Genomic DNA, 22,276 nt, shown 5'->3' with positions numbered 1-22,276 from the left:
CAGCGCCCGCCACGACTGGTTCGACTGGCGGGACCAGCCGTGGCGGGACGCCCAGTTCATGGTCAGCTCCGAGGCGCAGCAGAAGATCATCAAGGGCACGCCGGTCAACACCGCCCGCAACACGCCCATCCCAGTCATCGAGGGCCACGAGGACGAGCCCGTCACCGGCAGGCCGCTGCTCGGCCTGGTCAACGCCCAGGTGGGCCACGCCACCTTCGAGGCGGGGCTGATCCACCAGCTCGCGCCCGACGCGCGCATCCTGAACCTGCGGGCGATGTTCCCCGACGGCCTCGTCTCCGAGCACGCCCTGCACCTGGCCCTGGAGTACCTGCTGGAACTGGTCGTGGCCAGCCAGCGGGACCCGGCGACCGGGCTCTTCGTGGACGTGGTCTCGCTGTCCTGCGGCTACTTCAACGAGAGCAGCGACGACCGGGTCTACACCCAGTCGGTGGAGCGGCTGGTGGACGAGATCCGGTCCAGGGGCGTGATGGTGGTCGCGGCGGCCGGAAACCATGCGGCCACGCGGGCCTTCTACCCGTCGGGCCTGGCCGGGATCCCGGACAAGGAGCCCAGGACGTACGAACGGGCGCCCATCTTCGGGGTCGGGGCGGCCAACCCCAACGGCACTATCGCGATCTTCAGCAACGGCGGCGAGGCGATCAAGTACTTCGCGCCGGGGGCCATGCTGGTCAGCACCTTCCCGCCGGACATCCGGGGGTCGGCCGGGCCGGAGATGGAGATCAGGGGGAAGCGGAACGGGCGGCCGTGGATCCGCGCGTCGTACGACCCCGACGACTTCAGCAGCGGATTCGCGCTCTGGAGCGGCACCTCCTTCGCGGCGCCCGTCGTCGCGGGCCAGGTGCTCGCACATCTCATCGGCGACCACGGTTCGCAGCTCGCGGACGTGAGCGTGGACGCCGCACTGACGAGAGGAAAGGCGATCGTGGAGAAACTCCAGAAATGACCAGCCAGCCGGAACCCGGGCCCTCCGTCGGAACGGCCGACCGCGGTCATGAGCGCCGCGACCGGCTGGCCGGCCTGCTGGCACGCGCCCAGGAGGGCGAGCGGGCCGCCTGGGACGCGCTGGTCACCGAACTCACCCCGATGCTCTGGCACACCGTGCGCGCCCAGGGCCTCGGGTACGAATCGGCCCAGGACGTGGTGCAGACCACCTGGCTCGTCCTGGTCCGTCGCCAGCACTCGGTCAGCACTCCGGGGGCGTTGATCGAGTGGCTGGTGACGACGGCCCGCCGGGAGGCGTGGCGGGCGCGGGCCCGCGAGCGCTCCGCCGACCTGCTCGGCGAGGACGCCCTGGAGGACGTGGCCGATCCGGTGGCGCTGCCCGAGGAGCTGCTGCTGGCGGACGAGCGCCGCCTGGCCCTGTGGCGGGCGGTGGGCTCGCTCTCCCGGCGCTGCCAGGTCCTGCTGCGGGTCGTCGCCTTCGCGCCGCGCCCGCACTACGACGCGGTGGCGAAGGCGCTGGAGATGCCGATGGGCAGCATCGGCCCGACCCGGGGCCGGTGCCTGGCCAAGCTGCGCGTGACGCTGGCCGCCGACCCGTCCTGGAATCCCGACTGGAGAACTCCGTGAGCGAGGAGGAGCCCGTGGAGCTCACCGGATTCGAACTCCAGGACGCGTTCGTGGTGGCGGAGCTGGGGGAGCTCTGCTCGCTGCTCGACCCGGTGCCTCCCGGGCTGGTGGACCGGATCGCCTTCGCCCTGGAGCTGGAGTCCGGGGACTGCGCGATCCTGAGCTCGCGCGAGGAGCTGACCGCGGGGGTGCGCGGCGGCGAGACCCGGACGATCACCTTCGACAGCGCCGGCCTCAGCGTCATGATCGACATCGCGGGGACGCCGGCCGGCGCCGTACGGGTGGACGGCTGGCTCGCGCCGCCCGGCGCCCATCTGGTCGAACTGCGCAACCCCCACGGCACCCGTACGGCACGGGCCGACGACGACGGCCGCTTCGTCCTGGACGAGGTCCCCCGCGGCCTGTGCCAGATCGTCGTCCGGGCCGCGGCAGGCGGCGAACCGCTCGCCCTCACTCCCGCGATCATGCTCTGAGCCGCCATGGGGGACGCACTCCGGGAGGAAGCCGAGCGGCTCCACGCGCGGGGCACCGCGGCGACCTCGGCCGGCAACCCCGCGCTGGCGGCCAGGCACCTGCGCCGCGGCCTCGGCCTGCTCGCCGAGGACGACCCGCTGGCGGGCCGGATCCTGATCAGCCTGGCCCACGCCGAGGCCGAGCAGGGCCACACCACCCTGGGCCTGAACCTCCTGGTGACGGCGGAGCAGCGGGCCGCCCCGGCCGACCGCCCGGTGGTCAGGGCCCAGCGCGGCCTGATGCTGCTGCGCCTGGGCCGGACCGTGGCGGCCCTGCGCGAACTCGACGCGGCCGTGCCGGAACTGGCCAGGTACGACGCCGTTGAGCTGGCCAGGATCCTGCTCAACCGGGCCGTCATCCACATCGACCTGGGCGGGATCGCGCAGGCCCGCGACGACCTGCGGCGCAGCGCCCAGCTCTCGCGGGCGCGGCGGCACGAGATCCTCACGGTCAAGGCCATGCACAACGCCGGCTACTGCGACCTGCTGGTCGGCGACATCCCCAGCTGCCTGGCCGTCTTCGCCGAGGTCGAGCCGGCCTACCGCCGGCTGCTGCCGGGACTGCTCCCGCTGCTGGCCCTGGACCAGGCCCGCGCCCTGCTCGCCGCCGGTCTGCCGGGCGAGGCCGGGCGCCGCCTGGACGAGACACTGCCGCGGTTCCGCCGCCAGCGCCTCATCCAGGACTACGCGGAGGCCGAACTGGCCCGCGCCCACGCCGCGCTGGACGCGGGCGACGCGGCCGGCGCGATCGCCTGGGCCCGCCGCGCCGAAGCCCGGTTCCGCCGCCGCGGCAGCCTGCCGTGGGCGCTGCGCGCCGCCCTCATGCGGCTGCGCGCCGAGTTCGCCCAGGCCGGACCGGCGCGCACCGCGGCAGGCCGGGCGAGCAGGCTGGCGGGCCGGCTGGGGGAGCTGGGACTGGCCGAGGAGGCGGAGTTCGCGCGTCTGCTCGCCATCCGGGCGCTGCTGGCCTCGGGCCGTACGGCGCGGGCGCGGCGGGCGGAGTGGCCGCGCGGCGACCGGAACGCCTCGCTGGAGGTCCGGCTGATGCGGCGGCTGACCTCGGCCGAGCTGGCCCAGGCCGAGGGCAGGGGCGGGCGGGCCCTGGCGGACCTGCGGGCGGGCCTGGCGCTGGTGCACTCGCGCCGGGCCCGCCTGGGCAGCCTGGACATGCGTACCGGGGCCGCCGGGCTGGGCCTCGACCTGGCCCGCGCGGGACTGGCCGCCGCGCTCGGACGCGGCTCGCCCCGGATGGTGTTCGACTGGTCGGAGCGCTGCCGGGCGCAGGCGTTCCGGCACCGCCCGGTCCGCCCGCCGCACGACGAGGCCAGCGCCGAGTGCCTCGCCGAGCTGCGCCAGCTCAGCCAGTGGATCAGGACCAACCCGGCGCAGGCCAGGCGGGAGCCCCGGCTGCGGGAGCGCTGCCTGGAGCTGGAGCGGTCGCTGCGGGAGAAGGCCTGGCAGTCGCCGGGGGAGCGGGGCGAGGACGCGCTCGTCCCGGTGCGGGCGGTGACCGAGGAGCTGGCCGCCGCCGGGCTGACCATGATCAGCCTGCTCAACGTGGACGGCCGGCTGCTCGGCCTGGTCGTCCGGGACCACCGGATCAGCCTGCACCCGCTCGGCGACTACGCGCCGATGGCGGAGGCGGCCCGGAGGCTGGCCGCCGACCTGGGCGTGCTGGCCGGGCGGAATCGCCCGCGAAGGATCAGGGAGGTGGTCGAGGCCTCGGCCCGGCGGCAGCGCGCCCTGCTGGGCGGAACCCTGCTCGGGCCGCTCCTGCCCGCGCTGACGGGCGGGGTGGTGATCGTGCCCACCGGCGTGCTCGCGGGCGTGCCGTGGTCCCTGTGCGCGGAGCTGGCGGGCCTGCCGGTGGTGGTGGCGCCCTCCGCGTCGGCCTGGGTGGCCGCGCAGCGGGCCCGCCGTGCTCCCTCGCCCGGCGGGCCGCCGGTCCTGGTGGCCGGTCCCGACCTGGCGTACGCGGAGGCGGAGGTGCGGAGCGTCGCCGCGATCCACCACGGCAGCCGCGCTCTGGTCGGCGCGGACGCGACCGTGGAGGCCACGCTGGCCGCGCTCGGCGGCGCCCCGCTCGCCCACCTGGCCGCGCACGGCCACCACGAGCACGAGAACGTGCTGTTCTCCCGGCTGGACCTGCGGGACGGCCCGCTGATGGCCTACGACCTGCAACGCCTGGAACGCGCGCCCCGCCAGGTGGTGCTCTCCGCGTGCGACCTGGGCCAGGCGGTCGTGCGTTCGGGCGACGAGATCCTCGGCTTCACCGCCGCCCTGCTCTACCTGGGCACGCCGACCGTGATCTCCAGCGTCACCCCGGTCCCCGACGAGGTGGCCGCGGAGGTCATGACGGGCTACCACCGGGCGATCGCCCGGGGCGTGGGACCGGCCGCCGCGCTGGCCGAGGCCGGCCGGGGCCGGGAGTCCGCCTTCCTCTGCTTCGGCGCGGGCTGAAACTTTAGCCATACGTCTGAAACTTTCGAGGCGATGATCCCGTACGCCCAGGTCAGCGCCGTCCGCACGGTCGGTCGATTGCTTGGGCGTACGGCCACTGGTTACGTTTCGGGCCTCCTTTCGAAAGGCTAGTGATGGCCAGACGTTTTCCGCTGTTTCCTGTCTTGTTGTCGTTGACCGCGCTGCTGGGGGCGATCGGAGTGACCGTGGCGACGCCCGCCACCGCGGCCGTCGTCGGCGGCTTCGATTTCGATCGGGCCCAGGTGTCCGTCACCGGGCTTCAGGTGCCGTGGGGCTTGGCCTTCCTCCCGGACGGAAGCGCGCTCGTCGCCGAACGCAACACCGGCCGGATCATGCAGGTCCGTCCCGGTCAGACGCCGACCGCGGTGGCCACCATCAGCGGGGTGTCGGCGTCCGGTGAGAGCGGCCTGCTCGGCATCGCGGTTTCCCCGAACTACGCCACCGACCAGTGGGTCTACGCGTACTTCACCACCGCCAGCGACAACCGCCTGGTACGCCTCCGCCTGAGCGCCCCCACCACCCAGAACGTGCTCTTCTCCGGCGTGCCGCGCGCCACCATCCACGACGGCGGCCGGATCGCCTTCGGCCCGGACGGCATGCTCTACGTCACCACCGGCGACGCGGGCACCACCGCCAACGCCCAGAACACCAGCTCCATGGCCGGGAAGATCCTGCGGATGACGCCCGAGGGCGGCGTGCCCGCCAGCGGCAACCCGTTCGCGAACTCCCGCGTCTACAGCTACGGCCACCGCAACCCGCAGGGCCTGGCCTGGGACAACCAGGGCCGCCTGTACGCCGCCGAGTTCGGCCAGAACAACCTGGACGAGATCAACCAGATCGTGGCGGGCGGCAACTACGGCTGGCCGACCTGCGAGGGCTCCTGCAACAACCCCTCGTTCCGCAACCCGATCATCTCGTGGACCACGGCGGAGGCGTCGCCGAGCGGCCTGGCGTACGCCAACAACACGCTGTTCGCCGCGGCGCTGCGCGGCACCCGGCTGTGGACGGTCACCCTGAACGGCTCCGGCGGCGCGGCCTCCGCGCTGGCCCAGCTCCAGGGCGCGTACGGCCGCCTGCGCACGGTCGCCGTCGGCCCCGACGGCTGGCTCTGGGTGGCCACCAGCAACCGGGACGGCCGGGGCACCCCGGTCGCCGCGGACGACCGGATCATCCGGATTCCTCCGGCGGGATCCTCCCCGTCGCCGTCGGCCAGCTTCAGCCCGCCGGTCGACACCATCCCGCCCACCACCCCGGGCGCCCCCACCGCGTTCAACGTCACCAACAACGCGGCCACGCTCAACTGGACGGTCTCCACCGACAGCGGCGGCAGCGGCCTGGCCGGCTACAACGTCTACCGTGAGCAGGGCGCGACCGATCCGCTGCTGGCCCAGACCACGAGCAACTCCTCGACGCTCACCGGCCTGACCCCCAACACGCAGTACACGGTCTACGTCCGGGCCAGGGACGGCGCGGGCAACCTGTCCGGCAACTCGGCGGCGGTCACCTTCACCACCACGGGCGGCACCGGCACCGGCGGCTGCACGGCGACCGGCACGGTGCAGACCCAGTGGGGCAACGGCTACGTCATCCAGCCGCTGACCGTCACCAACTCCGGCACCACCACGATCAACGGCTGGACGGTCTCGTTCACCCTCCCGGCCGGGCACACCGTCACCGGGTCGTGGAACACCACGCTCACCGTCAGCGGGCAGAACGTGACCGCCCGCAACGTCGGCCACAACGGGACCATCGCGGCCGGCGGCAACCAGCAGTTCGGCTTCCAGGTCAGCCGTCCCAACGGCAACACCGCGACGCCGTCCGGTTACACCTGTACCTCTCCCTGATCGGGGCCCTGTCCGGTACGGCTCCCCCCTTGAGGGAGGGCGCGGGAGCCGTACCGGCCGGGGTTAGGCGGTCAGGAGTTCCATCGCGGCCTGCGCGTTCGCGCGGGCCGCGCCGTATGTGGCGATGTACGCCGCCGCCTCGGGGCGCCAGATGGGCAGGCCCATCTCCACCACGACGGTGTCGGGCCGGGCGGCCAGCAGGGCGCTGATCAGCTCGCGGCTCTCCGGGTAGCGGTGCGCGTCCTTCACCACCACGATCAGGGAGCGCCCCGCGGCGGCCGCCAGCAGCGCGTCCCTGCTCGCCTCGGCCGGCTTGACCCGGACGATCTCGGCCTCGGGCAGCCAGGGCGCGACCCCCCACGGCACGTCGCCGACCGCGATGGTGGGCGGCGTGTCCACCTCCACCACGTACGGATCGACCAGCGGTGAGGCGGCCCCGGTCAGGCTGACCGCGCGGCGGGCCGCGTCCAGGCCCACCACGTTGTCGTCGGCCGAGTCCCGGACCAGCGCGAACCAGTCCCGCAGCCGGTCCACCCGGTGCGCGGCCTCCTCCAGCCTGGCCGCCGGGAGAACCCCGTCGCGAACCGCTTCGACGATCGCCGCCAGCACGCCGCGGATGTCGTCGCAGGTCGGCACCGGCCCCAGGCAGAGCAGGTCGGAGCCGGCCATCAGGGAGCGCACCGCGCCGCCGCCCAGCCCGACGCTCTTGGTGATCGCGTGCATGTCCAGCGCGTCGGTGATCACCACCCCGTCGTAGCGCAGCTCGTCGCGGAGCAGCCCGGTCAGCGCGGCCGGGCTGAGCGTCGCGGGATCGTTCCCGGTCAGGTACGGCACCGACACGTGCGCCGTCATGATCGACCGCGCGCCCGCCTCGATGGCGGCCCGGAACGGCGTCAGCTCGCGCTCCCAGAGCAGCTCCCGCGAGGCGTCCACCAGCGGGATCTCCAGGTGCGAGTCCTCCCGGGTGGCGCCGTGGCCGGGGAAGTGCTTCACGCAGGCGGCCACCCCGAGCGACTGCAGCCCGCGTACGGCGGCGATCGTGTGCCGGGCCACCAGGCTCGCGTCGGCCCCGAACGACCGGGTGCCGATGACCGGGTTGTCGTCGGCGGTGTTCACGTCGGCGACCGGCCCCATGTCCAGGTTGACCCCGCATCGGGCCAGGTCGGCGGCGATGGACCGGTAGACCCGCTCGGTCAGCTCGACGTCGTCCACGGCGCCCAGCGCCGCGTTGCCCGGGTACGGGCTGCCGGTGTGGTAGGCGAGCCGGGTGACGTCGCCGCCCTCCTCGTCCAGCGAGACGACGGGCCGGCCGGCGCCGCCCAGCTGCCGCGTCAGGTCCGCCAGCTGGCCGGCGTCCTCGACGTTGAAGCCGAACAGGGTGACGCCGCCGAGGCCGTCCGCCAGGTCGGCCAGGACCCAGTCGGGCGCGGTGGTGCCGGGGAACGAGACGAGCAGCGACGCGGCCGCGAGACGCCGCAGCCCCCGATCGCCGATGCTCGCGCTGTGTTCAGGCATGGCTGTCTCATGCTCCTTGGATGGAATAGATGTCCGGGTACGGCCGGCGCCTCGTGAGCGGCGGCCGCACCGGCTCCGGGGATCAGCCCTTGACGGCGCCCGCGACCAGGCCCGAGACCATGCGCCGCTGCACCAACAGGAAGAATATGACGACCGGGATGGTCATCAGGGTGGAGCTGGCCATGATGGCGCCCCAGTCCGTGCCGCGCTGCCCGAAGAAGTACTGCAGGGCGACGGGCATGGTGTAGCCCGACGAGTCGGACATGAGAATCAACGCGAAGATCAGTTCGTTCCACGCGGTGATGAAGGAGAAGATGCTGGTCGCCACCAGGCCGGGCGCCACCAGCGGGAAGAGCACCTTCCAGAAGGTGGTCATCCGGGAGGCGCCGTCGATCCAGGCCGCCTCCTCCAGCGACTTGGGCACGGCGGCCACGAACGTGCGCAGCATCCAGATGCCGAACGGCAGGGTCAGGCCGACGTTGACGACGATCAGGCCGAGCAGCTGGTCGTACAGGCCGAGGCGTTTGACGCTGAGGAAGAGCGGGATGAGCAGCGCCTCGGCGGGGATCATCTGGGCCAGCAGCAGCGCGATCAGGAAGCTGGTACGGCCCCTGAACCGGAACCTGGCGACGGCGGTGGCGGCCAGCAGCGCGAAGACCGAGCCGATCAGCACGGTGCCGAGCGCCACGATCGCGCTGTTGCGCAGGTAGAGCCAGATCGAGTTGCCCGCGACCCCCTCGGAGAGCACCCGTTCCAGGTGGTCGAAGGTGAAATGGGTGGGGAACGGGATGAACTCGGTGGTGAAGATCTGGTCGTTCTCCTTGAACGACGTCGCGATCATCCAGTACACGGGGAACACCGCGAACAGGAACACCAGGGTCGCGGTGGCGTTGAGCGCGATCCTGCCCAGGCGCTTGCGGCGGAGCGGGTTCACAGGACCTCCTCCGACTTCACCATCTGCCGGATGTAGAAGGCGGTGACGATGAGCAGGATCACCGTCAGCACCACGGCGATGGCCGCGCCGCTGCCCATCTTGGGCGGGCTGCGGAACGCCTCGGCGAAGGAGTACATGGACAGGTTGAACGCTTCCCGGTTGGTGGGGCCGCCGATCAGCACGTACAGCTGGCTGAAGACCTTGAAGTCCCAGATGATCGACAGGATCGTGAGGACCGCGAAGACCGGCTTGAGCAGCGGGAAGGTGATCTTCCAGAAGGTGCGCCAGGCGCCGGACCCGTCGACCCTGGCCGCCTCGTAGAGCTCGTGCGGGATGCCCTTCAGGCCGGCCAGCACGGAGACCGCGATGAACGGGAAGGACGCCCAGAGCACGGTCAGGATGAGCACCAGGTAGACCGTGATGGAGTCGTTCAGCCAGGGCTCGCCGGTCCAGTCGGCCCGGCCGAACAGCAGCGTGGAGAGCCAGTCGGGGAGCAGGTTCAGCGCCCAGTTGATGATGCCGGCCTCGGCGTCGAACAGCCAGCGCCAGATGACGCCCTGCGCGACCGGGGGCACGGCCCACGCCGACATGATGCCGACGATGACGAAGGTGGACATCCGCTTGCTGAGCCTGTTCAGCAGCACGCCCACGGCGGTGCCGAGGATCAGCGTGAGGGACACGGTGATCACGGCGAAAGCGATGGTGTTTCGGAGCGACGACCAGAAGATGTCGTTTTCGAAGATCTTGGTGTAGTTCTCCCAGCCCAGCCATTCCGCCGGCCGCTTCCCGCTGATCTGCGGCAGTCCCACCTTCTGGAAGGACATGACCACGACCTGGATCATCGGGTAGAGCAGCAGACCGGCGATCACCAGGATGCCCGGGATCAGCAGCACGTAGGGGATGGCCTTGGTGGGGAGCCCACTCGCCTTCGTGGGGCGCTGAGCACTTCTGCGACGCCGCTCCGGGGCGGAGGGGGTGCCTCCGCCCCGGGCGATCGTTGACGCGTTCGTCATGTCGCTACTGGTTCAGGATCTCTTCGAGTTCCTTGTTGGCCGCGGCGAGCGCCTCGTCGGCCGTGGCCTTGCCCTCGATGACCGAGCGGGCCGCGTTCTGCAGGACGGCCTTGGTCTCGTTGGCCTCGGTCCAGTTGGGGTCGGCCGGGAACGCCTTGGCCTTGGCGAAGGCCGCCGCGAAGGGGGCCTGGACCGGGTCGCTGGAGAGCGCGGCCAGGGTGTCCGGGTAGACCGGGAGCAGGCCGCCGTCCTTGGCGTAGCGGTCCGCCCACTGCTTGCTGGTGGCGAGCTTCACGAACTCGGTCGCCAGCTCCTTGTTCTGGGCGTTGCCCCAGACGGCGATGTCGTTGCCGCCGAAGAACGCCGGGGCCTCACCGCCGGACTTGGCGGGCAGCGGGAAGAACGCCAGCTGGTCGGCCTTCACCTTGCCCTTGCTGTCGGTCTCGATGCCGGGGATGTCCCACGACGCGGTCAGGTACATGCCGACCTTGTCGTTGGCGAAACGGGTCCGGATGTCCACCGTGTTCTGGGTCAGCCGGGCCTTGCCGGACAGTCCCTCGGTGACCAGGCCGGTGTAGGTGGCGAAGCCGGCCTTGAAGGTCGGGTCGGCCAGCTTGCCCACCCACTTGTCGCCCTCCTTGACCGCGTACTCGCCGCCCTCGGACCAGGCCAGGGCGCCGAGCAGGTGGTTGGCGTCGGAGCCGCCGTTGAAGGCGAAGCCGTCGACGTCCTTGCCCTTCTCGGCCTGGATCTTCTTGGCCGCCGCGACGAGGTCGTCCCAGGACTTGGGCACCTCGATCTTGAGCTCGTCGAACCAGTCCTTGCGGTAGAGCACGGCGCGGGTGCCCGCGCCCCAGGGCAGCGCGTAGACCTCGCCGTCGATGGTCTCCAGGCCGAGCAGGTTCTTCGGAATCTGCGCCTGCTCGCCGCCGGAGGCCAGCGCCGTGACCGGCTCCAGCGCCTCCTGGCTCTGCCAGAGCGGCACCTGGTCGTTGCCGATCTCGGTCACGTCCGGGCCGGCGCCGCCGGCCGCCGCCGCGGTGAACTTGTCGTTCACCTGCGGCCACGGGATCCACTCCAGCTTGACGTCCGCGCCCGTCTGCGTCTTGAACTCGGCGATCAGGTCGTCCATGTACGCCTGCGACGGCGGGTTGGTGTCGCCGAGGCGCCACATCGTCAGGGTCTGTCCGGCGAACTTGGGCCCGGTCGCGGAGGGGGCCGCGGCGGCCGTGGGCTCGGTGCTGGCGGGTTCGGCGCCACCACCACAAGCGGCGACACCCAGTGCTAGAGCTGCGGTGAGGCCCGCGATCTTCACGATCTTCACGTTGGGTTCTCCCTTCCCGGCTTCACGTCGAGGCGTAGGGGGGCGGTCGGGGAACCGCGCACCTCGGGGTTCCTGACGGTCGGCGTCTGTGGCATCCCGGGGGCTTGATCGCTTGCCTACGGGATGTCTGCGGCTAAACTAACAAGAAACTTTCTTAAAAGAAACCAGTGTTAGCGGATCGTGACGAGAGGAGCGGCGAGTGTCCCAACGACCGGGAACGCCCCGGCTGCTACGCCAGATCAATGACCGTGCGGCCCTGGAGCTCCTCCTGGCCCAAGGCCCGCTCACCCGGGCTGAGCTGGGCGAACTCACCGGGCTTTCCAAGGTCACCTCCGGCCAGCTGCTGTCCAGGCTGGAGGATCGCGGGCTGGTGCGCACGGCGGGGGAACGGGCCGGAGGGCGTGGTCCCAATGCCGCTCTGTACACGGTCAACCCGTCCAGCGCGTACGTGGCCGGGCTGGAGGTGCTGCCGGACCGGGTCACCGCCGGGGTGGCCGACATCACCGGGCACACCGTGGCCGAGGTGACCGTCGACCCGACCGAGGCCGCCGATCCCGTCAAGATCGTGCACAGCGCGGTGCAGCGGGCCTGCGCCACGGCCGACGTGGCCCTCTCGCAGCTGCGCTCGTTCGTCATCGGCACCCGGGGCGTGGTCGATCCGCGCAGCGGCGACGTGCGCTACTCCTTCGACCTGCCCGCCTGGCACATCGGCGTGCTGGCCGCGCTGCGCACCAGCCTCGGCCAGCCGGTACGCATCGAGAACGACGTCAACCTGGCGGCCCTGGCCGAGCAGGCGTACGGCGCGGCGGCCGGCCAGGACGACTTCGTGATCCTCTGGGCGGGCGTCGGGCAGGGCCTCGGCGTCATGCTCGGGGGCCGGCTGCACCGGGGGATCACCGGCGGCGCGGGCGAGATCGGCTGGCTGCCGGTGCCGGGGGAGCCGCTGCCGGCCAACGTCACCGAGCCGCAGTCGGGCTCCTTCCAGCGGCTGGTCGGCGGCAACGCGCTGTCCGGCATGGCCGCCACGCACGGCATCGACGGCGGGGCCTTCCTGCCCTCGGCCGCGCCCCCCGGCTTCGACGTCGCCCACCTCGTCCGTACGGCCGTCGCCACCGGCCAGGACGGCTTCCTGGCGGAGCTCGCGGGCCGGCTGGCGGTCGGGGTGGCCGCGGTGGCCGTGGTGCTGGACCCCGGGCTGATCGTGCTGAGCGGGGACGTGGGCAGGGCGGGCGGCCCGGCCCTGGCCGCGCTGGTGGAGGAGGCCGTGGCGCGGGTGTGCCCGAGCCGGCCGCGGGTGGCGGTGACCGAGGTGGCGGGCAACCCCGTGCTGCGGGGAGCGCTGCTGGCGGCCCTCGACCAGGCCAGGGAGCAGGTGTTCTCCGAAACGGTCTGACGCGTCCGATACGGTCTGACGCTATGGATGGCGTGGTTCTGATCTCCGATCCCCGGGTGGCGCGAGTTCCGGTCGAGGAGTGCGGGGAAGGGTTGAGCGACGTCCGGGGGCGGCTGCGGGTGGACGACCGGCTGGCCGATTCCGCGGGGGCGTACGCGTTGTTGCGGGAGAGTCTGGTGACCCGGCTGGAGGCGGCGGACGCGTCGCTGCCGCCGGGTTACCACATCGTGGTCGTGGAAGGGTACCGGCCGGCGGCGTTGCAGCGGGCGTACTTCTCCGAGTACCTCAACGACCTTCGGGCGAAATTTCCGGAAAAGTCGGCAGATGAGTTATTTGTAGCGGCGAGCCGGTACGTGTCGCCCATCGAGGTGGCCCCGCACACCGCGGGCGCGGCCGTCGACCTGACGCTCTGCGACGACGCCGGCGTCGAGTACGACATGGGCACCCACGTCAACGCCAACCCCGAGGAGAGCGCGGGCGCGTGCTACACGGCCGCGCCCGGCATCTCCGCGGACGCGCGGCAGAACCGCAAGGTCCTGATCGCCGCGCTGGAGGGGGCCGGCCTGGTCAACTACCCGACCGAGTGGTGGCACTGGTCGTACGGGGACCGGTACTGGGCGATGGTCCGGCGGGCCCCGGCCGCCCTCTACGGGCCGATCGAGTCGCCCCGGCCCGCCTGACGACGGCGCAGCCGCCCGGCCGGGTCCGCGGTCACCAGGTGGCCCGCGTGCGCGGTCAGGGCGATCGCGCCGGGCGCGTGGGCGAACGCGGTCCAGGCGGGTTCGCGGTCGGTGAAGGGCAGGCAGGCGTGGATGCGGCCGCCGGCGTCCAGGGCGTACAGGCGGCCGTTCATGCCGCTCATCGCGATCGCCCCGGCGCTGGAGCCGATCTCCCGCCACGCGGCCGTCGCGGGAGTCACGGCTTCGGCGAACGGGAGCGCCCACAGGCGGCCTGCGGTCGTCGCGGCGAAGAACGTGCCGTCGGAGACGGCCATCGCGATCGTGCCCGCCGGCGTGGTGGCCACGTCCGCCCAGTGGCTCGTGCGGGTGCGCAGCGTGCCCCCGGGGGTGACGCCGTACAGATTGGTGCCCAGTCCGGCGACGGCCTCGCGCGGGGAGTCCAGGCACATCACGTCGCCGGCCCAGCCGAGCGGCTGCCAGGGCAGGTTCTGGGCGCACAGTTCGCGGTGGACGAGGACGCCGTCGGCGGTCACGCCGTACAGGACGGAACCGGCGGCGGCCAGCGCGCGGATGTCGGCGGCGGGCCCGATCACCTCCCAGCCCGGTACGGCCGGCCGCGACAGCCGGTCGAGCACGTTCCGGGTGATCCGCTCCACGACCGGGTCGTGGATCGTGTTGCCCCAGTTCACCGTGGCGGCGTTGAAGACCGTGCCGAGCCCGCTGGTGAACACGCCCATGGTGGCCCAGCCGCCCTGCCCGCCGGCGCTCCAGTGGCGCAGGTCGGCCGTGGCCAGCACCACGAACGACGGCGGCGTGCCGTCCCGGCAGGTCGCCCTCGGCACGCCCAGGACCTCGCTGAACTCGGCCGCGTCGGTCTCGTAGCCGAGCGAGCCCTGGCCGAACTTGTCGCCGTCGGTGAGGCCCGTCCCGGCGAACACCCAGTGGTCGGCGAAACGCGCCGTGTACGACTCCTCCCGCATCAGCCGCATGTGCGGCCCCCAGGTGCCCGCGCCCGCCCGGAAGCTCGTCCCGGTCAGCGTGTTTTCGGGGCGCAGCACCGGCGCGTTGGACCATTCGACCGTGGTCAGCCGGGGGTCCTCCACCGGGTCGGTGGCGGCGTCGCGGTAGCAGACCATCTCCCGGCCCTCCAGCCTGATCTGCCACCAGCAGGTGTTGCCGGACAGGAAGGCGATGTTGCCGCCGCGCCGGACGTACTCCTCGCAGGCGTCGCGCATGTCCGCGGTCCAGTACTCGTCGTGGCCGTTGACGACCAGCAGCCGGTACCGGGACAGCAGATCGAGTGTGAGGTCGAAGCCGGAGCAGTAATCGACGTGGTAACCGGCCGGGGCGAGCCACCGCAGCAGCCCGTCCTCCCAGCGTTCCGGCGGCGGCCCGCCGCCCGGCCGGTCGAACGTGACGCGCGCGGCGCGGTCGGGCTGCTCGGTCCAGTAGATGCTCTCCCCGGGCACCCCGCCCCGGTTGTACGCCTGCCACGTCGCGAACGGGATCGACACCAGGATGGGCGCCACCGGCTCGGCCGGCCGGACCACGAAGTACACCTCGTCGTCCTGCTCCCGTGGCGCGCCCGGCAGCTCGCCGGTGGCACGCGGCACCAGGACGTCCGGCTCCGGCTCCCCCTCGGTGAAGCGCGCGCGGTAGAGCGAACTCGGCCAGTCCGGCGGAACGTCCAGGACCCACGAGGGCCCCTCGACCCGCGCGGTCAGCATCAGCCGGTCATCGGTCGCGTCGTGTACGGCCACCCCGGCCCGGCCGCCGAACCGGAACTCCAGCGGCTCGCCCTGCACCACCGAGAGCGCCGTCGCGTACGCCGCGATCACCGCAGCGCCGCCTCGACCAGCAGATCCTCCAGACCGCGCAGGAACTCCTCCATCTCCCGCCGGGACAGCCAGCGGGTGTCCGCGGTCACCGAGACGTCCATCGTCCCGCTCAGATGCACGCAGAACCGGCAGTTCAGCTGCTCCTGGCTCATCGGCCAGGTCAGCGACGTCTCCGCCAGCGCCCGCCGGATCAGCACGTCGTCCCGGTAGACCGCGTGGTCGGCGAAGCGCATGTCGTTGAAGCAGCAGTACGGATGCACCGGCATCCCCCGGTCCCGCGCCACCTCGTCCAGCACCCGGGTACGGTCGGCCGGATCGTGGTAGGCGCTGCGATAGGCCCGCAGCGCCGCCGGCCGGGCCAGCCCCAGCAGTTCGCCGAACCTGACCTTCCCCACGTCCGCCCTCACGTCCAGCGTGAACAGCCCCTCCTGCGACATCGTGCTGACCGCCCCCCGGGTGTCCGCCCTGAACCGGTTGCTCACGATCGGCAGCATCGCCACCGTCTCGTGGCCCGTCGTCCGCGCCACCATCGCGGTCACCGCCGTCAGCAGCACGTTCGAGGTGCTCGTGCCGTGCTTGACCGCCAGGCGCTGCGCGGCCAGGTCGATCGCCGGGGAACGCAGCGAGGCCCGCCAGATCGGCGGGCGCTCCCCGGCCCCGGACGGCACGTCGAACATGGTCTGCGGGATCCTGCGGTGCTCGCGATCCCAGTGCGCCGCCGCCTCCGCCGCCACCCGGCGGCCGTCCCTCGCCTGCTGCCAGTGGGCGATGTCCATCGGCTGCGGCGGGCGGGATCCGCGCGGCTCCCCGCGGAGCAGGAGCAGGCGCAGATCCCTGACGGCCTCTTCGGCGCCGAGGCCGTCCGCCGCGAGATGGCAGAACACCATCACGATGTGGGTGACGTCCGCCCCGGAGGTCACCAGGCCGACCCGCAGCGGCCACTCCCGCGCGTAGTCGAACGCGGGCGCGGTCAGCTCGGCCAGCAGCACGTCGGGATCGTCCCCGACCGCCACCGGCAACTCACCGCAGGTCCGTACGCGCTGGCGGCCGTCCACCACCAGGGTGCGCAGCGACTCGTGCCGTTCCACCAGCCGGGCCAGGGCCCAGCGGGCGCCGTCCACGGAGGCGGGGCGGGCGCCGAGCCGTACGACGCGGCCGAAGTTGAAGTAGTGGTCGTCCGGTGCGGTCCGCTCGATGGCCTCCCAGATGGCGCGCTGGCCCCAGGTGAGCGGCGCGTCGCCCGACCGTTCCCCCGCGAACGCTATGGTCCCGATGGTCCCGGTGGCCGTCATCGAGCGGCCAGCCAGTCCGCCAGCCCTCCGACGCTGTCCAGGAACGACACGTCTCCGCCGAGGTCGATCTCCACCTCGAACTCGCGCTCGATCGCGTCGATCAGCCGCATCTGGGCGAGCGAGGTCACCCCCAGGTAGGACAGCGGCACCGACGCGGCGAGCACCTCGGCCGGGGTCAGCTGCCCGTCACACGACTCCGACACGAGCTCCGCCAGTCTCTGCTTCATAGCGCACCTTCCGTTCCAGGCCCACGAGATCGTCTGGGGTGGCGTCGGGCACCTCGTCGTCGAAGCGCGCGAGCGTGCGGGTGGCCATCGCGCCCGCCGCGACGACCGCGATGAACGCGCCGAAGACCAGGTACATGACGCCGATGTCGCCGAGCAGCCGGGTGCCGAGCGGGGCGACGACGCCGACGCCGATCGGGATCGTGGACCACGCCACCATCTGGTTGAGCGCGAACACCCGGCCGTGGAAACGCTGCGGCACCTTGGTCTGGATGATGGTCGCGTAGACGCCGTTGACCAGGGCGAGCCCGAAGGAGACGCCGAACGCGCCGAGCCCGATCAGCGGCAGCGCCTCGCTCGCGCCGACCACCAGGCAGGAGGCGGCGATGAGCAGCGTGGCCAGCAGCATGCCGCGCATGCGGCGCCGGGCCGGGCCGCCCCACAGGCCCATGGTCAGGCCGCCCGCCACCGCGCCCGCCCCCGCCGTCAGGGCGATCGCGCCCGCGTCGGCGAGCGTGCCGAAGGAGAGCACGAGCGGGGAGTACATCAGGAAGACCGGGGACAGGCCGAGCGAGAGCAGCGCGAAGAAGACCACCATGGCGCGGAACGCGCGGTCGCCGATCGACAGGCGGAACCCTTCGGCGATCTCGCGCAGCACCGGCTCCCTGCGGCGATGCGCCATCGTGGCGGGGAAGGCGACCACGGCGAGCACGGCCAGCGTGGCGAGGTGGCCGGCCACGTCCAGGATGAGGATGCCCTTCAGGCCCACCGTCGACAGCAGGCCGACCGCGGCCAGGGGCGCGATGAACTGGGCGACGCCGAGGGTCATCTGGGCGACGCCGTTCGCATGGCCGAGGTAGCGCTTGGGCACCAGCTGCGGCACGGCCGAGGTGAAGGCCAGGCGCTGGCAGGTGAGGGCGACGGAGAGGCAGGGGAGCAGGACGTACAGGTGCCAGACCTGGAAGGCGGCGGTCCAGATGAGCACGGCGGTGGCGGCCTGGACGGCGAGCGCGGCCGCGTTTCCGGCGATCATGACGGTGCGGCGGCTGGAGCGGTCGACGAGGGCGCCGGCGAGGGGGGCGACGAGGATGCCGGGGATGACGGCGAGGACTTGCAGGATGGCCAGCTGGGTCATCGACCGGTTCTGGAGGTAGACCCAGAGAGGAAGCGCGAACTCGGTCAGGGTGGACCCGACCAGGCAGATCATCTGGCCCGAGGCGACGGCGAGGAAGCGGCGCACGGTCGGCTCCGGGCCGCCGCGCGTCCTCCGGCTCGCCGGGTTTCCGGCCGTCTTCGGCAGCGCGGCCGTGTCGCCGCCGCCAGATGCCGGGCCGACGCTCTCTTCGGGGCTGACCGCTTGTGCCGCTGAGACATTGTCCGGAATGCCGACGGCCACGCTGTCGCCGCTCGCCGAGTGGCCAGCTGTGCCGAGCGGGTCCCGGCCGTTCTCCTCGCCGCCAGCAGTCACTCCCGGTACCGGCCGGGTGACGATCGCGGCCAGTTCTTCGGGGCGATATTTCAGGAAATAGTGGCCGCCTTCGTCGAGGACGGCGAGGTGGGTGTCATCGGTGATGAACTCCCATTCGCGGTAGCGCTCCTCGTAGTAGTCGGTGGCGGGGTCGTACTCGCCGACGACGGAGGTGATCGGGGCGGAGAGCTTGGCCGTGCCGGAGTCCATGAGGGCGGTGAAGTAGTCCTCGGCCGCGCGGGCGTCGTGGCGCATGTTGCGGATGACGAACGTCTTCTGCTCGTCGTCGAGGCCGGAGAGGTCGGCGCCGAGGGCGGTCAGCCAGTTGATCTGCCCTCGGTCGCTGCGCAGGCGTTCGAGACGGGCGAGCTTGGCCCAGCGGCCCATCAACCCCTTGGTCGGGCGCGCGAACGGGAAGATCCCGCCCAGGTAGATGGCGTCGATCGCCCGGCCTTGAGCCTCCAGCCGGCGGGCGATCTCGATGGTGAGCGCGCCGCCGACGCCGCAGTGGCCGTACAGGGTGAGCCGTCCCTGGACGGTCGCGATGATCTCGTCGGCGCAGCGCGCGGCCACCTCCGCCAGCGGCTGCGGCTCCTCGGCCAGCCCAAGATCATGCCCGGGTACGGCTACCGAATACAGCCCCCACCCCTCCGGCAACGCGTCGGCCAGCGGCTGATACACCACGGCACTGCCGCCCCCGTACGGCACACACACCAAGTTCCGCGTGCCCGACCGGCCGTCCGGTCCCTGCGCGACCGGTCCCCTTGCGCCCGGTTTCGTCAGCCGGTACAGCAACCCTCGCACGACCGTGGCCGCTCTGGCCACGCCGGCCAGTTCGCGGACCGTCGGATGCTGGAACAGGTCCATCAATCCCACCGGACTGCTGCCCTCGGGCAGCTCCCGGCGGAGCCGGGCGATGATCCTCGCCGCGAGGAGCGAATGCCCGCCCAGGTCGAAGAAGTCGTCCAGCACGCCCACCCGCCGGAGCCCCAGCGCCTCGCACCAGGCCGCCGCGACGATCTCCTCGATCGCGTCGGCGGGCGGCTCGAACGGCACGTCCTGGTCGGGCCGCGTGTCCTCGGGCGCAGGAAGCGCGGCGCGGTCCACCTTGCCGTGGCCCTTCAGCGGAAGGTCGGCAAGCCAGACATAGCGGGTCGGGACCATGTACTCCGGCAGCCTGCCCGCCAGCTCCCGGCGCAACTCACCCACGCTCGGGCGCTGCACGTCGGGAGCCGCGACCAGGTAGGCGACCAGCTCGCCGTCGCGTGCGTCCACGACGCCATGGGCGATGGCCGGAAGATGGCGCAGATGCTCGTCGATCTCCCCGAGCTCCACCCGGTACCCGCGAATCTTCACCTGAAGATCGCGACGCCCGAGAAACTCCAGATCTCCGGTGGGCAGCCATCGAGCGAGGTCCCCTGTGCGATAAATCCGCCCGTACGGGGATTCGACGAACTTCTCGGCGGTCAGGTCCGGACGCCCGAGATATCCCCGCGCCAGCCGATCGCCCCCGATGCACAGCTCACCCGCCACCCCGACCGGCACCGGCTTCCCGAGCCGGTCCAGCACGAACAGCTCCGCGTGCCCCAACGGCCGCCCGATCGGCGTGATCGGCCCCGCCGGCTCCACCTCCGCCGAGACCCGGTACGTGGCGACGCCCACCGTGGCCTCGGTCGGCCCGTAATGGTTGACCACCTGCCCGTACCCGGCCAGCGTCCGCGTCCACTCCCAGCTCGACCCCTCGCCGCCGAGGATCAGCAGCCGCCGCGGCAGCAGGCTCCGCACGTCCGCGTCGGCGGCGAGCGCCGCCAGGTGAGACGGCGTCATCTTCAGGTAGTCGATCCCGCCCATGTGCCCGGCCAGCTCAGCCCCGGAGATCTTCGACGGCAGCAGCCGCAGCGTCCCGCCGGTCATCAGCGACAGGTAGAACACCGTCATGCCGAAGTCGAACGCGAGCGACTGCAACAGCGCGAAACTCGCGCCCTCCCCGACGTCGAACCGCTCCCGCACGTCGGCCAGATAGTTCAGCACCTGCCGATGCTGAACAGCGACCCCTTTCGGCCTCCCGGTCGACCCCGACGTGTAGATCACATACGCGAGGCTGTCCGCCGTCGCCTCTCCGCTTACCGGTTCGCCGGGGAACGTCTCCTCGGCGTCGCCGGGATCGGCTGGCGGGTTGGACTTTCCGGGTCTGTTCAGCCTGGTCTCCTCGCCGTCGCGGGGACCAGCTCCGTGCGCGGATCGGCGGGGCGTGACTTCTCCGGACCGGTCGGGGTCGCCTTGAGCGGCATTACCCGGCCGCGTTTCAATGGCGGGGCTCAGCGGAGCCGGGCCGGAATCCGTGATCACGACCAGGGCGCCCGAGTCCGCCAGCATGTACGCGCGGCGCTCTTCCGGTTGGTCCGGGTCGAGCGGGACGTAGGCGCCGCCCGCTTTCATGACGGCGACGATGGACACCGCGATCTCGACCGACTGCTCCTGGCAGATCGCCACCCGCACGTCCGGTCCGACCCCGAGGGCGCGCAACCGTGCGGCCAGGGCGTCCGCGCGTGTGTTCAGGTCAGCGTAGGTGAGGGAGGCGTCGCCGTACCGGATGGCGGTGGTCTTCGGGACGCGGCGGGCGGTCGTTTCGACGAGTTCGGCCAGGGTTCGCGCCGGGACGGGGGGCGGAGGCGACGCCGGTCGACTCCACGTGAGCAGGAGGTCGGTTTCGTCCTGGGTGAGCAGGTCGAGTTCGGAGACGGGCCGGTCGGGGTCGGCGACGATCGATCGCAGCAGGGTTTCGAAGTTGGCGGCGAATCGTTCGACGGTCTCGCGGTCGAACAGGTCGGCGCTGTAGACGAAGAACGCCTCGCCGCTCGGGCTGATCTCCAGCGAGAGGTCGAACTTCGCCTGGTGGAAGCCGGGATCGTAGGGCTCGGCCGTGATCCCGGGGAGGGCGAGCCCGGCGTTGCGCTCGTTCCGGAAGCTGAACTGGGTCTGGAAGACCGGGGTGCGGCTGAGGTCGCGGGCGACGCCGAGTTCGGTGACCAGCTGGTCGAACGGGGTGTCGGCGTGCACGAACGCGTCGATCGCGGTGCGCCGGGTTCTTCTGAGCAGGTCGCGGAAGGACGGATCACCGGCGAGATCGGCCCGGAGCACGACCGTGTTGAGGAAGAAGCCGATGAGCTTCTCGACGTCCTCGTTGTCGCGTGCCGAGACGGGCGTACCGACGCAGAAGTCCTCCGCGCCCGTGTAGCGCGACAGCTGCGTCTGGAAGGCGGCCAGCAGCAGCATGAACAGCGTCACCCGTTCGCGCCTCGCGAGCAGGCCGGCCTCCGCGACCAGCTCCGCGGGAAGCCGCCGCGCGACACAGTCCCCCTTCGAGGTACGGACCCTCGGGCGCGGCCGATCCGCCGGAAGATCGAGCGTCGCCGCCCCCGCCAGCCGCTCCCGCCAGTACGACGTGTCGGCCGGCTGATCCTGCCGCCGCCTGGCGTGCTCGGCGTACTGAAGAGGAAGCACGGGAAGCTCGCCACCCGCGTAGAGCGTGGAGATCTCCTCGAAGAGCAGCCCCAGCGACCAGCCGTCCCCGGCGATGTGGTGCAGGACGATGACCAGGACGTGCTCCTCCGGCCCGGCCGCGATGAGCGCGGCCCGCAGAACCGGTCCGGTCGCGAGGTCGAAGGGCAGGTTGGTGAGCTCGCCCACCATCGCCCGCGCGTGCTCCGGCGTCGGGGCGCTCAGCCGTTCGAGCGCGGGCACGGTCTCGCCGACGACCTGGAAGGGCCGCCCGTCCACCGCCGGATAACGCGTACGCAGGATGTCGTGCCGCAGGACCACCGCGCGCAGCGCGCGTTCCAGGGCGTCCGTGTCGAGAGGGCCGAGCAGGCGCTCGGTCACGCAGATGTTGTAGGAGGCGTCGTCGGGGGTCAGCTCGTGCAGGAACCAGAGACGCTCCTGGCCAAGCGAGAGCGGGATCTGGCCGGACGCCGTGACGGCAAACATCTTTCCTTCATTGATCGGACGAATGCAGCACGAAGGGCCCGAGCCGCGTGGAGCTCGGCCGGTTAACTGGAAAGATTCTTTGCAATTAGGTACGGCGTCAGTCTGGCACGGCACCGCGTCCGCCACAACCCCAACAATCCCTTTGCTGGTAGGGCTTGCCGCGAGCCGTCCCCCTTGTGGC

General features: G+C 72.0%; 15 protein-coding genes. 7 read left to right on the top strand and 8 right to left on the bottom strand.

Annotated elements, in window-relative coordinates; translation table 11 throughout:
- From Aph01nite_RS24705 to Aph01nite_RS24685, 5 genes are all read left to right on the top strand, one after another.
- Positions 1–964: S8 family peptidase (locus Aph01nite_RS24705; RefSeq protein WP_204043351.1), on the top strand; the 964-nt coding region annotated here is incomplete at its 5' end.
- Positions 961–1,590: an RNA polymerase sigma factor gene (locus tag Aph01nite_RS24700; protein WP_204043350.1), complete on the top strand. Its 630-nt coding sequence runs from the start codon at positions 961–963 to the stop codon at positions 1,588–1,590. The genes Aph01nite_RS24705 and Aph01nite_RS24700, both read left to right, overlap by 4 nt.
- Positions 1,587–2,063 (top strand): carboxypeptidase regulatory-like domain-containing protein, encoded by a 477-nt coding sequence (locus Aph01nite_RS24695; protein WP_204043349.1) that lies wholly within the window; start codon positions 1,587–1,589, stop codon positions 2,061–2,063. Before Aph01nite_RS24700 ends, Aph01nite_RS24695 begins: the two co-directional genes overlap by 4 nt.
- A 6-nt stretch (positions 2,064–2,069) precedes the next feature.
- The gene (locus Aph01nite_RS24690) at positions 2,070–4,562 is read left to right on the top strand and encodes a CHAT domain-containing protein (RefSeq protein WP_204043348.1); all 2,493 of its coding nucleotides are present in this window, start codon (positions 2,070–2,072) and stop codon (positions 4,560–4,562) included.
- Between the two features lie 173 nt (positions 4,563–4,735).
- On the top strand, positions 4,736–6,427 hold the full coding sequence (locus Aph01nite_RS24685) for a PQQ-dependent sugar dehydrogenase (RefSeq protein WP_239161936.1): 1,692 nt from the start codon (positions 4,736–4,738) through the stop codon (positions 6,425–6,427).
- Between the two features lie 63 nt (positions 6,428–6,490).
- Here Aph01nite_RS24685 and Aph01nite_RS24680 read toward each other — a convergent pair whose 3' ends face one another.
- From Aph01nite_RS24680 to Aph01nite_RS24665, 4 genes are all read right to left on the bottom strand, one after another.
- Entirely contained in the window at positions 6,491–7,942 is a 1,452-nt protein-coding gene (locus Aph01nite_RS24680; protein WP_204043346.1) for a glycoside hydrolase family 3 protein, read from the bottom strand.
- Between the two features lie 82 nt (positions 7,943–8,024).
- Positions 8,025–8,876, bottom strand: a complete 852-nt coding sequence (locus Aph01nite_RS24675) for a carbohydrate ABC transporter permease (RefSeq protein ID WP_204043345.1) — start codon at positions 8,874–8,876, stop codon at positions 8,025–8,027.
- Complete coding sequence (locus tag Aph01nite_RS24670; protein WP_204043344.1) at positions 8,873–9,889, bottom strand: carbohydrate ABC transporter permease; 1,017 nt, start codon at positions 9,887–9,889, stop codon at positions 8,873–8,875. Before Aph01nite_RS24670 ends, Aph01nite_RS24675 begins: the two co-directional genes overlap by 4 nt.
- Before the next feature lie 4 nt (positions 9,890–9,893).
- Positions 9,894–11,213: an extracellular solute-binding protein gene (locus tag Aph01nite_RS24665; protein ID WP_204043343.1), complete on the bottom strand. Its 1,320-nt coding sequence runs from the start codon at positions 11,211–11,213 to the stop codon at positions 9,894–9,896.
- Between the two features lie 199 nt (positions 11,214–11,412).
- Between Aph01nite_RS24665 and Aph01nite_RS24660 the strand changes: the two genes are divergently transcribed.
- Complete coding sequence (locus tag Aph01nite_RS24660; RefSeq protein WP_204043342.1) at positions 11,413–12,606, top strand: ROK family transcriptional regulator; 1,194 nt, start codon at positions 11,413–11,415, stop codon at positions 12,604–12,606.
- Between the two features lie 23 nt (positions 12,607–12,629).
- Complete coding sequence (locus Aph01nite_RS24655; protein ID WP_204043341.1) at positions 12,630–13,286, top strand: M15 family metallopeptidase; 657 nt, start codon at positions 12,630–12,632, stop codon at positions 13,284–13,286.
- On the opposite strand, the gene Aph01nite_RS24650 is transcribed toward Aph01nite_RS24655, so the two are convergent.
- Genes Aph01nite_RS24650 through Aph01nite_RS24630 form a run of 4 tightly spaced genes read right to left on the bottom strand, consistent with a single transcriptional unit; the run spans position 13,253 to position 22,095 of the window.
- Complete coding sequence (locus Aph01nite_RS24650) at positions 13,253–15,124, bottom strand: N,N-dimethylformamidase beta subunit family domain-containing protein (protein ID WP_204043340.1); 1,872 nt, start codon at positions 15,122–15,124, stop codon at positions 13,253–13,255. The two genes, Aph01nite_RS24655 and Aph01nite_RS24650, sit on opposite strands and share 34 nt — an antisense overlap.
- Positions 15,121–16,416 carry a condensation domain-containing protein gene (locus Aph01nite_RS24645; RefSeq protein WP_204043339.1) on the bottom strand — a complete coding sequence of 432 codons (1,296 nt, stop codon included), beginning with the start codon at positions 16,414–16,416 and terminating at the stop codon, positions 15,121–15,123. Before Aph01nite_RS24645 ends, Aph01nite_RS24650 begins: the two co-directional genes overlap by 4 nt.
- Positions 16,413–16,643 (bottom strand): acyl carrier protein, encoded by a 231-nt coding sequence (locus Aph01nite_RS24640; RefSeq protein ID WP_204043338.1) that lies wholly within the window; start codon positions 16,641–16,643, stop codon positions 16,413–16,415. The genes Aph01nite_RS24645 and Aph01nite_RS24640 overlap by 4 nt, the downstream gene beginning before the upstream one ends.
- Entirely contained in the window at positions 16,603–22,095 is a 5,493-nt protein-coding gene (locus Aph01nite_RS24630) for a non-ribosomal peptide synthetase/MFS transporter (RefSeq protein WP_239161935.1), read from the bottom strand. Before Aph01nite_RS24630 ends, Aph01nite_RS24640 begins: the two co-directional genes overlap by 41 nt.
- Between the last annotated feature and the right edge of the window lie 181 nt (positions 22,096–22,276).

The organism is Acrocarpospora phusangensis, assembly GCF_016862995.1.
Taxonomy (GTDB): Bacteria; Actinomycetota; Actinomycetes; order Streptosporangiales; family Streptosporangiaceae; genus Acrocarpospora; species Acrocarpospora phusangensis.
The sequence above is the reverse complement of the archived record's forward strand: the minus strand, read 5'-3'. Positions and strand labels throughout refer to the sequence as shown.

Bases quoted from the DNA above. Each gene is read 5' to 3' on its own strand.
- Aph01nite_RS24700 (WP_204043350.1), top strand. From the start codon at position 961: ATGACCAGCCAGCCGGAACCCGGGCCCTCCGTCGGAACGGCCGACCGC.
- Aph01nite_RS24690 (WP_204043348.1), top strand. From the start codon at position 2,070: ATGGGGGACGCACTCCGGGAGGAAGCCGAGCGGCTCCACGCGCGGGGC.
- Aph01nite_RS24680 (WP_204043346.1), bottom strand. From the start codon at position 7,942: ATGCCTGAACACAGCGCGAGCATCGGCGATCGGGGGCTGCGGCGTCTC.
- Aph01nite_RS24670 (WP_204043344.1), bottom strand. From the start codon at position 9,889: ATGACGAACGCGTCAACGATCGCCCGGGGCGGAGGCACCCCCTCCGCC.
- Aph01nite_RS24655 (WP_204043341.1), top strand. From the start codon at position 12,630: ATGGATGGCGTGGTTCTGATCTCCGATCCCCGGGTGGCGCGAGTTCCG.
- Aph01nite_RS24645 (WP_204043339.1), bottom strand. From the start codon at position 16,416: ATGACGGCCACCGGGACCATCGGGACCATAGCGTTCGCGGGGGAACGG.
- Aph01nite_RS24640 (WP_204043338.1), bottom strand. From the start codon at position 16,643: ATGAAGCAGAGACTGGCGGAGCTCGTGTCGGAGTCGTGTGACGGGCAG.
- Aph01nite_RS24630 (WP_239161935.1), bottom strand. From the start codon at position 22,095: ATGTTTGCCGTCACGGCGTCCGGCCAGATCCCGCTCTCGCTTGGCCAG.